General features: G+C 38.2%; 12 protein-coding genes. 4 read left to right on the forward strand and 8 right to left on the reverse strand.

The window, feature by feature from the left end:
- Window positions 1–57 precede the first annotated feature (57 nt).
- From ACFFLS_RS12320 to ACFFLS_RS12340, 5 genes are all read right to left on the reverse strand, one after another.
- Entirely contained in the window at window positions 58–1,152 is a 1,095-nt protein-coding gene (locus tag ACFFLS_RS12320) for an adenylate/guanylate cyclase domain-containing protein (RefSeq protein ID WP_379686534.1), read from the reverse strand.
- A 123-nt stretch (window positions 1,153–1,275) separates the two neighbouring features.
- Window positions 1,276–1,533 (reverse strand): hypothetical protein, encoded by a 258-nt coding sequence (locus ACFFLS_RS12325; RefSeq protein ID WP_379686532.1) that lies wholly within the window; start codon window positions 1,531–1,533, stop codon window positions 1,276–1,278.
- Between the two features lie 4 nt (window positions 1,534–1,537).
- Window positions 1,538–2,848, reverse strand: coding sequence for a TolC family protein (locus ACFFLS_RS12330; protein WP_379686530.1), 1,311 nt, complete (start codon window positions 2,846–2,848; stop codon window positions 1,538–1,540).
- Window positions 2,849–2,905: 57 nt separating this feature from the next.
- Window positions 2,906–5,998: an efflux RND transporter permease subunit gene (locus tag ACFFLS_RS12335; RefSeq protein ID WP_379686528.1), complete on the reverse strand. Its 3,093-nt coding sequence runs from the start codon at window positions 5,996–5,998 to the stop codon at window positions 2,906–2,908.
- Window positions 5,999–6,010: 12 nt separating this feature from the next.
- Window positions 6,011–7,054: an efflux RND transporter periplasmic adaptor subunit gene (locus ACFFLS_RS12340; RefSeq protein ID WP_379686526.1), complete on the reverse strand. Its 1,044-nt coding sequence runs from the start codon at window positions 7,052–7,054 to the stop codon at window positions 6,011–6,013.
- A 133-nt stretch (window positions 7,055–7,187) separates the two neighbouring features.
- On the opposite strand from ACFFLS_RS12340, the gene ACFFLS_RS12345 reads away from it, so the two are divergent.
- Window positions 7,188–8,081, forward strand: a complete 894-nt coding sequence (locus ACFFLS_RS12345) for a helix-turn-helix domain-containing protein (RefSeq protein WP_379686524.1) — start codon at window positions 7,188–7,190, stop codon at window positions 8,079–8,081.
- Between the two features lie 393 nt (window positions 8,082–8,474).
- On the opposite strand, the gene ACFFLS_RS12350 is transcribed toward ACFFLS_RS12345, so the two are convergent.
- On the reverse strand, window positions 8,475–9,059 hold the full coding sequence (locus ACFFLS_RS12350) for a TetR/AcrR family transcriptional regulator (RefSeq protein ID WP_379686523.1): 585 nt from the start codon (window positions 9,057–9,059) through the stop codon (window positions 8,475–8,477).
- A gap of 121 nt (window positions 9,060–9,180) precedes the next feature.
- On the opposite strand from ACFFLS_RS12350, the gene ACFFLS_RS12355 reads away from it, so the two are divergent.
- From ACFFLS_RS12355 to ACFFLS_RS12365, 3 genes are all read left to right on the forward strand, one after another.
- Complete coding sequence (locus ACFFLS_RS12355; protein WP_379686521.1) at window positions 9,181–9,981, forward strand: SDR family NAD(P)-dependent oxidoreductase; 801 nt, start codon at window positions 9,181–9,183, stop codon at window positions 9,979–9,981.
- Window positions 9,982–10,038: 57 nt separating this feature from the next.
- A complete protein-coding gene (locus ACFFLS_RS12360; protein ID WP_379686520.1) occupies window positions 10,039–10,986 on the forward strand; it encodes an NADP-dependent oxidoreductase in 948 nt (315 codons plus the stop codon).
- A 115-nt stretch (window positions 10,987–11,101) separates the two neighbouring features.
- On the forward strand, window positions 11,102–11,485 hold the full coding sequence (locus tag ACFFLS_RS12365; protein ID WP_379686519.1) for a DUF4345 family protein: 384 nt from the start codon (window positions 11,102–11,104) through the stop codon (window positions 11,483–11,485).
- Window positions 11,486–11,774: 289 nt separating this feature from the next.
- On the opposite strand, the gene ACFFLS_RS12370 is transcribed toward ACFFLS_RS12365, so the two are convergent.
- Window positions 11,775–12,779: an NADP-dependent oxidoreductase gene (locus ACFFLS_RS12370; protein WP_379686517.1), complete on the reverse strand. Its 1,005-nt coding sequence runs from the start codon at window positions 12,777–12,779 to the stop codon at window positions 11,775–11,777.
- Between the two features lie 13 nt (window positions 12,780–12,792).
- A complete protein-coding gene (locus tag ACFFLS_RS12375; RefSeq protein WP_379686515.1) occupies window positions 12,793–13,752 on the reverse strand; it encodes an alpha/beta fold hydrolase in 960 nt (319 codons plus the stop codon).

Below are 13,752 nucleotides of genomic sequence, written 5' to 3' on the forward strand. Positions count from 1 at the left end.
ACAATACAAATATACGCATAATTAAATTGCACACAATTTAATTATGCGAAATATTTTTTAGAAGAAAAAATTGCGTTTCTCCAGAATGTAAGCCCGGCTGATATTTGGAATTCCCTTTAACAGCAAACCATCAGCAGCACTAAAATCATAAATTTCATAATGTTTTAATTTGAAAAAAAAACTTTCTGAAATGATCATATCAGCGTTTCTGTCCTTACCTGTTTTCTGAAGCCGGGAACAAATATTCAAGGTATCACCAAAATAAGCAGCCTCCCTTTTTACATCCCCTACCAAAGCAATAGACACCATTCCGCTATTGATTGCCGCCCTGAATTTTGGCTGTACATTATAAAGCAACATATAATGTTCACTACGGTCAGCCAGCAGCTGCATATAGGTAAAATACAAGTCAATACAATCTGATGGTGCAAAACCTTTTTTTACTTTCCAGGTAATAACAGCCTCATCACCAATAAATTGATAAATTGACCCATCGTACTGCAAAACGACATCGGAAAGATCTGCAAAACAATCCTGCATGAGCCTGCTGAAACGGTAAGAGCCTAATTGCTGCACCAAAGGGGTTGAATCTATCATGTCCAAAAATAAAAATACCCGTTCTTCCTCCCTCGGTGTCATATAGGTCCCTTTAAAAAAATCAGTAAAATATTTTTTTCCTACACTGCGTTTAAGCAAAACCGCCACAGTGATAAAACTTTCAACTACAATTGCATATACAGCAATGGTCAGCAATAAACTAAAATTAAAAGAATGCAGACTGCCTTCATAGAAAAATGAGTAGAACACTGTCGACAAAAACAGTATAACCAGCATTACGCTGATAAGCCGCAGAGCAAGAGTATGTTCAAATTTGCTTTTTCTCATTCCCGGATAAACATACAAATGCGTCAAGCCCATTGGAATGCTAATTAATCCCGATAAAAGAAAAACGATTAAATATAGCCGCTCACTGCTTACCCAGGACTGCAGACTGTAACTCTGATGAATAAAATGCTGCGGAATATCATTAATTTTTATAAACACAAAAAGCAGCGCTGCAGCAATCCATAAGACCGTTATTAGCAACAGCTCTTTGATTTCAAAATCCCTTTTATTTTTTTTTCTTCTCTCGTGCGAAACATTTTTTTTCATATTTGATCTTCTAAAAAACACGACAAATTCTCTCTTATATCAGCCTCTTTTGCATAACCGCAAAAGATGCTGTCTTTACTTGAGCTATTGCTTAAGAATCATGACACAGAACCGCAATTATTCTCATTTTATAAAGTCTGGCTGTCTCTTTTGATCTTCCAAATCATAATAACGGACATACTCCAAATTATAATAATCGAGTATAGCAGTTATTTCACAGGTATAAACCATACAGTGCGAAATTCTTATTATTTTTAAATCCTCGATAAATTCATATTTCAGGCTCGAACTAATGCCTTCAATATCTTCCCCGAGCCAGAACTCATCATATCTGTCTTTAAATTTTACCCTGAAAAAATAGGCATAATCCCTTGTTTTCATGATTCTATTGAGCTGTTACCTGCAGATATTTTGTCAATGCAATTTTATACTGGCTTTTAGCTTCAATTAGCTTATCGCTGGTTTCTATCTTTAAAACCTGCGCTTCCAGCAGATCAGACAGCTGAATCATACCATTGTTATAGCTTTTCTGACTTACAGCTAAATTTTCCTCAGTCTGCACAAGCGTTGCCTGAATCAAATGTATTTTTTCATTTAATTCCATTACATCTGTCCATGCCTTTTCCATTTGCAGCAGCAATAGTCCTTTACTGTCCTCGAGTGAGTTTTTAGCAATCGATTCGCGTAATTTAAGTTCATTTAATTTATGCTTTGCGACCCACCAGTCAGAAATGGGAACGTTTAGTGAAGCATAAGCCATTCCATTGCCGGCCCCGCTTAGACTGCTTTCAAACTGATCCATATAATAAGCAGTAACCCCGACTCCCAGGCTGGGCATATAATCAGCTCTTTTAAGCTTTGTTTCCAGCTTTGAAGCCTCAACCGCTTTCACAAAAAGCTGGTATTCTGCCCGGTTACCGAGTACTGTGTTATGCGCAGCAAAATAATTTCCAGGTTCAGATAGATCGGCCAGACTGCTGCTGAGAATAATTTCAGGACTGTACTCTGCTCCTATTGTCTGGCAAAGACGCATCAGGGCCAGTTTCCTTTCATTGGCTAGCTGTATTTTACTTACCTGAAGCTCCTGCTGTTTGATCGTTACCTTAAGAAGATCATTTTTAATTATCATACCGCTTTTAAAAGCGGCGTTGACCTGTCTGTAAAGTGTATCCAAAAATTGAATATAACCTTCCAGAGTTTTTTGTTTTTCCTGCACAATTACAACCTGCCAGTACTGCTGCTCGGCTGTAAGAATAATTTCATCTGACGTCAAGTGCTGCTGCCTTTCTTTTACCTCAACATTGAGACTTGTAAGATTGTTGGCTGTTTTAATCTTTCCCCCAGCGTAAACAGGCTGTAGGACATTTACATAACCTAATCCAACCTGATTAAATAGTCCCATATCAACATCGGGCATATAAGCAAATTGAGTTGCGGCGGCTAAATTGGATGCATTACCATCGTATACAGGCAGGTTCCCGCCTTTCATTTTGATCTCCAAAAGAGGATTCAAAGCCTTCATTCCAATAGCCGATGCAGTAACTTTTGGAAAATAATTGGTAAACATCTCCTGCTTGGATTCCTTTGCGGCTTCAAGCTCAAGGGTACTGTTTTTTACCTTACTGTTATTTTTTACAGCCATGCTTTTAATCTGCTCCACTGTAAGCTGTGTCTGGCCATATCCAGAATACATCATTGCCAGTAACAGTAACAGTACTAGTATTTGTAAGTTTTTCATTTTTCCTATTTATTTTTAAGCCGTTACGTTTATATCTTCATTTTTATAAGTCATCCAATACAGCAGCGGGAGCATGGTAAGGATAAATACCATCGATATTAAGGTCCCAAAAAATATTACCGTTCCCATAGGTCCCCAGAGCGGGCTCTTACTGATAATCATAGGTATAACACCCATTGACGCTGCAAGTGATGTCAGCAGTATAGGCCTCATCCTTCTCTTTCCTGCTTCCATGCAGGCTTCAAGCACCGTCATCTTAGCGTGACTGCGCAGCTCTTCAATATAATCGTACATGATAATTCCGTTTCTGACAATGATTCCTATCAGACTCACCAACCCCAGAACTGCTGTCATGCTGAATTCCATATCCATAAGCCAGAGACCGAATGCCGCTCCGAAGAAACTAAAAGATGTCGAGGCAAATACCAGCGAAGCAAGGCTTACTTTTCTAAAATGAAAAACCAGTATAAAGAAAATAATGGTTATCGAGATCAGAAGTCCAGCCGCAATTTTTGGAAGCTGGTCATTGGTATCCTCTTTTATGCCGCCATAGGAAACAGCGATATTGCTGCTGTCAATTTCTTTTGACATTTTCTGCACAATCTCTTCCACTTCAGATTGTGTAACATTCGCTTTATTTCCCCTCTTAAGATCGATGTAGACTGACAGGGTGCGTACTCCGTTTCTGCGCACAATCTGTCCTTCATTCCAGCCGTTTGTCACCTTGGCCACCTGCCTAAGGGGAACAGCCGGTGTAAAAAGGCCTGAAACATATTCGTTTTCAACATCTGAACCCTCTGGGTCTTTGCCCTGCCATTTTGATTTAAGCACTACGGGAACTTTATAATCCCCTTCCCAGACTGTTGTTATGGGAAGGCCTCCAAATCTTGAGGTAAGACCAATTCCCAAAAGTCCTTCATTGATGCCTAATCGGTTTGACTCTACAGGATCCACACTTATGGAAATATCAGGCAGTATCTCTTCATAATTAGTATAAATTCTTTGGGGCGCTTTTAGCTTTTTGATCTCAGCCTGCAGTTTTGCTGCCACGGCTTTTAAATCTGAAATGCTGTCACCGCTCAGGCGTACTTCTATATCGGCATCCACACCAGCCTGATAATCCAGCTGTTTGAATTTTATATAAGCATTTGGATAACGTCTGGCATATTTTTCAGAGTATTCGTCCAATAGCTCAATTGTTGCTTCACTTGATACGGTGTTTACAATAAACTGCGCAAAATTAGGTCCCCCGATCTTAGGAGCGTAAGTGGTATGGAACCTTGGGGATCCTGTGCCCATAAAAGTGGTTATAGACCCGATACGCTTGTCTTTTGAGAGTACTTGAGCCAGATCTTTTGCTACGGTTTCTGTCTGGGCCAGCGCACTTGCCTGAGGCAGGAATATTTCTACTGCAAATTGATTCCGGTCTGCTGTTGGAAGTATCTTTAAAGGAAGATTAACAAACATTGCTCCCCCTAATACAACGAAAATAACACCTATGCAGAAAGTGATTTTTGGAAAAAGAAATACTTTTTTAAGTACTGCATCATAAAATGACTGAACATAATCCATAAAGGATTTATGGCGCTTTTTGCCTGCCGGTGCTGAATGAATACCTTTTTTGATAAAAAAGTACTGCAGAAAAGGAACAAACAAAACCGCAATAGCAAGAGAAATGGATAAGGTAATTAATATAGTCCACGGAAAAGCACTCAGGAAATCATACATCATCCCGGTAAAAGTGATCAGAAAAGGAAAAAATGTAATCCCAATAGCAAGTGTAGCTGAGAATATTGCTTTGAAATATTCTTTGGCACTGTCAATGGCCGCCTTTTTTCTATCAATCCCTTCGTCAAGCTTTTCCAGATAGCTGTCCACAATAACTATCGAATTGTCTACAATCATTCCCAGCACTACAATAAGTGCCGCAAGAGTAACCGTATTGAGCTCAATGCCTACTGCAAACATGATTCCCAAAGAGATAAATATCGTAATTGGAATCGTGGAAGCCGCTACCCCTGCAACACGAATGGGAAGAAAAACAACTGTAACGAGTATAACCGCGATAATTGCAATAAGCAGTTCCTCTAAAAAAGAACTAATAGAAGCATCAACAACTTGCGGCTGATCTGCTATTCGGTAAATCTTAACATCAGAAGGAAGTTTTTTCTCAAACCCCTTCAATACCTGATCTACATCCTTTCCGTATTGGACAATGTTATAGCCCGGACGCATTTCAGTTGAAAGGACAAGGCAGTTTTTGCCATTACTTATGGTATAACTGGAAGCTTTAGGATATTCCCGCACTACTTCTGCTACATCTTTTAACCGTATATGATTCCCCTGCGGATCAGAATAGATAATCTGCTCTTCCAAATCACGCTCTGAAGAAAACGGACGGGCAATATGAATAGGCACTACCATTTGATCATTGTCAATCACACCCGACGGCCCAATCATTCCCTTTGTTAAAAGTGTCTGGTAAAGGCTGTAGAGATTGATGCTGTAACTGGCCACTTTTTCCTTGTCAACATAAATACTCAACTGCTCGTTCTGAACCCCATAGCGTCTTAGATTCGATACAGACTCGACCGATCTTAATTTATTTTCCAGTTCTTCAAGATATTCTTTAAGCTGGCGGTAAGTTTTGGTATCGGATTCCAAAGCAATTAAAAGCGCCGAGGTGTCACCAAAATCATCATTGGCAACCACGGCAAGAACCCCGGAGGGAAGCTGCATTTTAAAGTTGGAAAGACCATGTTTTATTTTAGACCATACTTCATCCTTATTGGCTACCTCGTCGTTTAGTTCCACAAAAACATACACTATTCCGTCTCTTGACTGGGAATAGGTTTTTGACTTTTTTACTTCCTTATAAGTAAAAAGAAAGTTTTGAAGGGGTTTGGCAAGCTGCTGTTCAACCTCAGCTGATGTTGCTCCGGGATAAACCCCAACCACAACTCCCTGACGTATTGTAAATACAGGAAACTCCTGCTTAGGCATTTTATACAAGGCGAACATCCCAAATAAAACCAGGGTGACGATAAGCAGCAATACAATTTTATTGTATTTGATTGCCGCTGCTATAATTCCATTATTTTTATCCATTTGAACTTTTAATTAATTAGCCGCTTTTACGATGGTTCCCTCACTAATATTCTGATATCCGGCTGTAATTAAATTATCTCCATCTTGAAGACCATCTATTATCTCAACACCATTTTGGGAAAGACTTCCCAGCTTTACTTCCTTGTACACGGCCTTATTCTCTTTGCTCATAAGCCACACAAATCTTTTTCCTGAATAATCTACCTGCACGGCAGTGATAGGTACAATAATGCTGCTAGTTGAAGCGGTGCTCCCCAGATAGGTGCGGCACACCATTCCCGGAACAATTCTCCCTGAAGGATTCTTTACAAGAAGTTTTATATCATAGGTATGGGAAACCGGATTGGCCGTAACGCCTTTCTCAATCAGCATTCCTTCAAAAACTGCGTCTCCCAGAGCAGAAATAATCACTTTGGCTTTATTTCCTTCACGCATATCTGAAATTTCGCCCTCAGGTATCGCGGCCTTTATTTTGACATTTTCAATATTCATAATAGTGTAAACAGGACTGCCCGGCATCACATTGGCACCCGTTTCTAAATATTTTTTCCCAACAACACCACTCTGAGGAGCATAAATTGTGCATTGCTGCAGATTTTTTCTTGCGATTTCTTCACTCGCCCTCGCTTGTTCTAATTTGGTCTTCACATCTACAAATTGAATTTCGGGAAGGCTTTTATCCTCGTGCATAGAAGAAAGCCGTTTGTAAGCATCCTGGGCCTGCTTCAGTGCCGCTACCAATAAATCATGAGCATTTTTTTGACTCGTAATATTAAGCCTGGCCAGCAGCTGCCCCTTTTTCACTTTCTGTCCCTCAGCAGCATACATTTGTTCAATGGTTCCCGGCAGAATAAAACTGACATCTACTGTTTTTTCACTTTCGACAGTACCAATATATTCCCGGGGATATGAATCAGTGTCCGAACTGATGCTCTGAATCCTCACGGGGATGGCATCGGAGAGTTTCTGGCTGTCTTTAGAAGTACAGGAAAACAGGATCAAGAGCATTGACAATACTCCTATAAATGGGAATGGTATAAATTTTAACTTGTTCATTTTCTCTTTTATTAGGTTTAAGTATGCCGCAAAGATCTTGGATCAGCAAGCATTACCAGAAATCAAATTGTCCTCAATACTGTTCAAAATGTCGCTTTTTACTATCTTTACACCATAAAAAGATCAATACCTCATGGATAGAGAGCAGTATAGTAAAATCTCCATTGACCATTTTGCAAAGCAGCTTCATGTAGATGTGCTGACCGAAACTGAAGGGTTCATTATTGCAAGAAACTCAACCAAGGTCGAAGAACATGCCATTGATTTCAATCATCCTCATATAGTGGAAGGGATAGCTTTGGTTTTTTGTAAAAAAGGGAGCGGTAAAATTCGTATAAACCTCATTGAATATGATGTAGCTGAAAATACGCTGCTGCTGATAATGCCCCAGAGTATTGTCCAGATAAATGAACAAAGCAAAAACCTGAGGATAGAGTTTCTCTTATTCACATTCGACTTTATTTCAACTATTAGACTTCCCATGCCAGTGGGACATATTGTGAAAATAATACAAGAAAAAGCGTGCTGGCAGTTAGCACCCAGCCAGTTTAAAGAATTTCTTTTAGTCCACGAGCTGATCGTTAATCAGTATCAAAAACAAGTTTTGTACAGAGAACATATTATTAGAAGTTTTTTGTCTGCACTTCTCTATCAGATATTACAGCTGTACTCTTCGGAAAACAGCAATACAGTTTTAGAATATAAAAACCGTAAAGAAGAAATTCAGATGAATTTCGCCAGGCTTCTTTACGAGTATTACAAAACGGAAAGAAGCGTCCAGTTTTATGCCGAAAAACTGCACTTGACACCTAAATATTTTTCTAAAATAATAATGGAAGTAAATGGAAAATCAGCACTGGAACTGATCGACGAAATGGTAATCATGGCTGCAAAAGCACTTTTAAAAAGTTCTAACTTAACTGTATCTCAAATTGCCGATGAATTAAATTTTGCCAATCCGTCTTTTTTTGGAACTTACTTTAAAAAAAGAGCGGGATTTACTCCTTTACAGTATAGAGAGCATTAAGATGTAAATCTCATGAAAACGCCAAAACATCAGACTTTTAAAGCTATCAATACAGAATTGACAGAAATGTGCTGTAAGATATAGAAATACAATTCATTAAAAGATTTGAAGCTGAACATCATATCAGGCTTCTTTCAAATGAAATCTGTGGCGTTAGGACCATAGCAGTCAACGCTGCAAAATCTTCTAATGATTCAAAACTGCTGACAGCAACAAATAGTCCCGCAGTCCTGCCCTATATGCTGAACTTAAATCAAAGCAGAAGATTTTTTTCTTGAATTACCAAACAGAGCTGAATTTTTCAGGTAATTAAGAGATATAAATCGATTGCAGCATCATAATTCGTTTTTATGATATACCTATACTTTTGCAAAAAACCTCATTATAACCACATTAATATTGACTGCAAATTACTTTAGCCGCAGACTTGGCTAATTGAATTGGCAACGAACTTTCAGTCCCTTTGCTTCGCAGAATTGCGCCTTCAAACAACATGATAATCTGAATAGAGAGCACTTTACTTTCTTTAATTTCTGCCTCTAAAAAATACTTTTCAATTAGCTCTATTAATGAATTAGTATGGACATCGCAGGCTGATTCTATTTCTGCTGCCTTACGGGCATATTCCGTTTTTGCATTCATTGCAAAGCAGCCATGAAGATTGCCGGCATCCACCAGTCCTGCAAGAAAGTCAAAAATCATTAAAGCCTTATCAACTGGTTTGTCTACTGCAGATTTTTCTATATAATCAGCTATTGCTCCATACATGATTTGGTGGTAATAATTAACAGCTGCAATAATCAGACCTTCTTTTGATGTGAAGTGTTTGTAAAGTGTCCGCTTGGATATTCCAGTACTGTCAACAATGGCATCTACGCCAGTGGCATGAAATCCGTTTTTGTAAAAAATATCATAAGCACTTTTAATCATCTCGTCCCTTTTTTGGGATTTTGAAACTTGATTTATTTTTTTTTCCATGAATAAAAAAATTTATTGCAAATGTAAACTAAACGGTTTACATTTGCAACATGTAAACAGAACTGTTTACATTCGATAAACATAAATCCAGAAAACGTACAATAATTTAATAATTTTCAAAATGAAAGAAAAAAGTAAAATGGGCACTGCAGTGGTAACTGGTGCATCTTCAGGTTTAGGTGAGGTATTTGCCGAAAGATTGGCAGAACGCGGTTATGATCTAAAATTGGTAGCACGCCGCAAGCATAAATTGGATGTACTTTCAGAAAAACTGGAAAGCAAATACGGCATTAAGGCAACCAGCTTAGCGGCGGATTTAGGCTTGGATGCAGATTTAGAAAAAGTGGCAGAAGAGCTAAGAAATGACAAGAGCATAACACTGCTTATCAACAATGCAGGTACTTCGACACTTGCCTCAGTTACTAAGACTAGTGTTCAGAAACAAAAAGACATGGTCAATGTAAATATCACTGCACTAATGTTATTATCTAATGCTGTTCTTCCTCAGTTTTTAGAGAAAAACGAAGGAACTTTAATTAATATAGCTTCTGTTCTTGGATTTTATTCATTGCCTATAAGTGCCATCTACAGCGGTACAAAAGGTTTTGTTGTTCAGTATACCAAAGGGCTTCAGGAAGAAGTAAAAGGAACAAATATCCATATTCAGTTGGTAAATCCTGCAACTACTGCAACCGAAATATGGGAAGTTGGCGGCGTTCCGCTATCTGCATTGGAACAGTCGACAATTATGAAAACTGAAGATTGTGTTGATGCCATTCTTTCCGGACTAGATAAAGGCGAATTACTGACGCATCCTTCTGTAAACGACCAGAATCTAATTGATGCTTATGAAGATGCCCGTATAAAATTATTGCAGGGCTCACAAACCGGCCAGCCTGCAGAGCGATATAACATAAATTAGAAATTCAGCCCCTTACTTATGGGATTCTAGAAAAAATATTCTTAAACAAAAAAATAAATGAAAACAATAATTTTAAACGAACCGGGCAGTGTTGATAATCTGTTATATACAGAAAGCGCAAAACCAAGTATTACTGCCAATGAAGTTTTGGTAAAAACAATTTCATTAAGCGTAAACGTAATTGATTATAAAGTAAGAGCAAATGAAGGCGCATTGAATTGGATTCTCGGTGCGGATAGACCTGCGATTATTGGCTGGGATTTGTCAGGAACCGTAGTTGAAGTTGGTAATAACGTAACCGATTTCAAAATAGGCGATGAAGTTTTCGGAATGGCGAATTTCCCCGGAAAAGGAAATGCTTACGCTGAATTTGCAGCAGTCCCATCTGCCCATTTAACCTTAAAACCTGCAGCTGTTTCCCATCAGGAAGCTGCATCGGCTGCACTTGCCGCCCTTACGGCATGGCAGGCTTTGGCAGAAAAAGGGAATGTAAAGGAAGGAGACAAAGTCTTAATTCATGCAGCCTCTGGCGGTGTAGGCCATTACGCTACACAAATTGCTAAACATTTTGGGGCTAATGTAATAGGAACATCATCGGCAAAAAACAAAGATTTTGTTTTACAAAATGGAGCGGACCAGCATATCGATTATACAGCAGAAAATCTTCAAGAGATACTTTCGGATGTTGATTTTGTGCTGGATACCCTAGGAGGCGATACTATTTTAAAATCCTTGGATGTTGTAAAACAAGGCGCAATAATTATTTCAATTGCATCCAGCAGTTTTTCTGCCGAAGAACTTGAAAAAGCAAAAGCAAAAGAGGTCAATTTATCATTTTTGCTTGTACAGTCATCCGGTGAAAATATGCTGCAGCTTGCTCAGCTGTTGGAAAAAGGAATCATTAAATCGCACGTTTCTAAAATATTTGCTTTTGAGCAGATGAGAGAGGCACATTTATATTTAGAAAAAGGCCGAACCGTTGGCAAAATTGTGGTCAATCTTTAAGAGAAGATAAAAATAAATAATCATTATACTTTTTCGCATATATCTTTACAATGGCTTTAAAACAAATAAATAGAAGCCAAAATCCGGATATATGCGAAATTTTTAAAATTAAAAAATGAAACAGCTGATCAATATTTTAGTCGTACTGGCAATTCTCCCTTTATTGGTTTTAGGTGCAGTAAATGTATTTGCTCCCTTAAACACTTTTGAATTGTATGGCATTAAGCCATTAGGCATAATGACTTACAGCACCTTTAGAGGAGCCATTGGCGGTATGCTCATCGGAGGCGGGTTGATGATGCTTATGGGCCTAATTACCAAAAATAAAACCTGGTATCAAGCATCTTTATTGCTAATAAGTGTAATATTGATCTGCAGAATTATCAGCGTACTATTTGACGGTTACACAAATGATTTACTGCCGGCAGGCATAACCGAGCTTTACATTATCATAGTAATGTACTTTGCATCAAAACAATCAGGTCATTCTAAAAATTAGGTTCAATTAAATTGATCTCTTACAGTAAAAGCTGCCAAAAACAGGTATTTGCATAAAACTTAGGCGCTATTACCAAAATTAATAGCATAATTAATAAGAAATATAGAAGTATACAAAAACGCAGAGATAATAACTTGGAATGCTGTGCAAAGAAAAAGAGCATGCAAAATAGTGCACGCTCTTTCATTTCATATTTTACTCTGCCAAAATCCAGTTTAAAAACAATATTTACCTGCGGTATGCAGCAAACTAAATAGTAAAGTTTACTGCATTTTACCCGCTTATCAAACTACTTTACCTTAACAACAACTTTTCCTTTTGCCCTTCCGGTTTCAACGTAAGACAATGCTTCATTGGTCTGCTCAAATGGAAACACTTTATCAATAACAGGCTTAATAATTCCTGCTTCAATGAGCTTTGTGATTTCTCCTAATTGATTGCCTTCCGCCCTCATAAATAAGAATTTAAAAGACACATTTAATTTCTTGGCTTTTTTCTTAGCGCTGGAACTTAACAATTTTGTCACTAATCTTAAATACCAGGGCAAACCGATTTCTTCTGCAAATTCTGGTGTTGGCGGTCCTACTAAAGAAATTAACCGGCCTCCTTTTTTTAAGACTCCTAACGATTTTTCTAATACTATCTTTTCTCGGTTACTGTGCAATACAAGATCATAGTCCTTGAGCAGATTAGAAAACTCTTGCGCTTTATAATCAATCACCAAATCTGCTCCAAGACTTTTTACCAGATCAATATTTTTTGTACTTGTCGTTGTTGCCACATAAGCCTCCAAATGTTTTGCCAATTGAATTGCAAATGCTCCGACACCTCCCGAACCAGCTTGTATAAAAACCTTCTGCCCTTTTTTCACATTCGCGATTTCAACTAATGCCTGCCAGGCCGTTAAACCTACTAATGGAATAGAACCAGCCTCTTCCATTGATAGATTTTTTGGTTTCAAAGCTAAATCGTTTACATTAACAGCGATGTACTGCGCAAAAGTGCCTATTCTGTAATCGCCTACTCTTGAATAAACTTCATCACCAATTTTAAATTTCGTTACTCCCGGGCCTACCTTAACGACAGTTCCAGCCATATCGTGTCCATTTATGATTGGGGTTTTATAAGGGAGAAACAGCTTGAATTCACCCCATTTTATCATTGAATCCAAGAGATTGACCCCTGCTGCATGAATTTGGACCAGAACTTCATTTTCTTTTGCAATTGGTTCTGCTGCTTCGGTAAATTTCAGTTTTTCTTTTTTACTATATTTTTCTACTATAAATGCTTTCATTATTATTTGATTTTTATTTAGTCAAAAATGGTATTGCTTTTTTAAGAAATTCTTCGTGGTATTGAAAAATACCTCCATGCCCTGAATTTGGATAAATTATTACTTCTTCGGCATTAGGAAAACCCTTTGCCAAATCATAGGAATTAACCGTTGGCACCATTCTGTCATTATCACCGTTTACTACTAATACAGGCTGTTTAAAAACACTCAGATCAGCAGGCTTGTCATGCCCCCATGTCTCGATAGCTTTAAGCTGATTTTTCAATACACTTAATTTTACCTTATCATCACGGTTTTCTCTTCTTTCTTTAAGACGTTTTAGAAAATCACGGGCTGCTTGTTTACCTTCTTTGTTTTGATTGAAAAACAGATAAAATTTAGGGTCTCTGAATGTGACCAGCGCTTTGAAAATATCCTTGTAAGTCAAGCCAACCACATCACTGACTCCCTGCCCGCCTCTTGGCCCTGTGCCTGCAAGAATAATTTTACGGACCAGTGCCGGCTCTTGCAAGAGTAATTCCTGGGTAATAAAACCACCCATAGAAAATGCCACAATATCCACTTGTTGGTATCCCAGGGCATGAATAAAACCAACAGCGTCTTTTGCCATATCAGCAATACTTGTTCCCTGCTCGCCTGTGGTTGAACCAACTCCGCGATAATCAAAAGAAATGATATGACGATGCTGGGCAATAGAATCCATAATTCTTGGGTCGCAATTATCAAGGTTTGCTGTTAGGTGATTGAAATATACAACCGGTATGTCTCCCCGTTTTCCATAAGAGCGGTAAGCAAATTTTATTCCGTCAGCTTCAACAAACTGAGTGGGAACAGTAGCATGTGTGTAATTTACGCTTGGTGAATCTGATGCAGCCATGATTATATAATTACCTGATTGTAAAACATTTGACTGTGAAAATAAATTACTAATATAACCTATTAACAGCAAAATCGCAATGAAATACTTTTTCAT

Source organism: Flavobacterium procerum, assembly GCF_042431625.1.
Taxonomy (GTDB): Bacteria; Bacteroidota; Bacteroidia; order Flavobacteriales; family Flavobacteriaceae; genus Flavobacterium; species Flavobacterium procerum.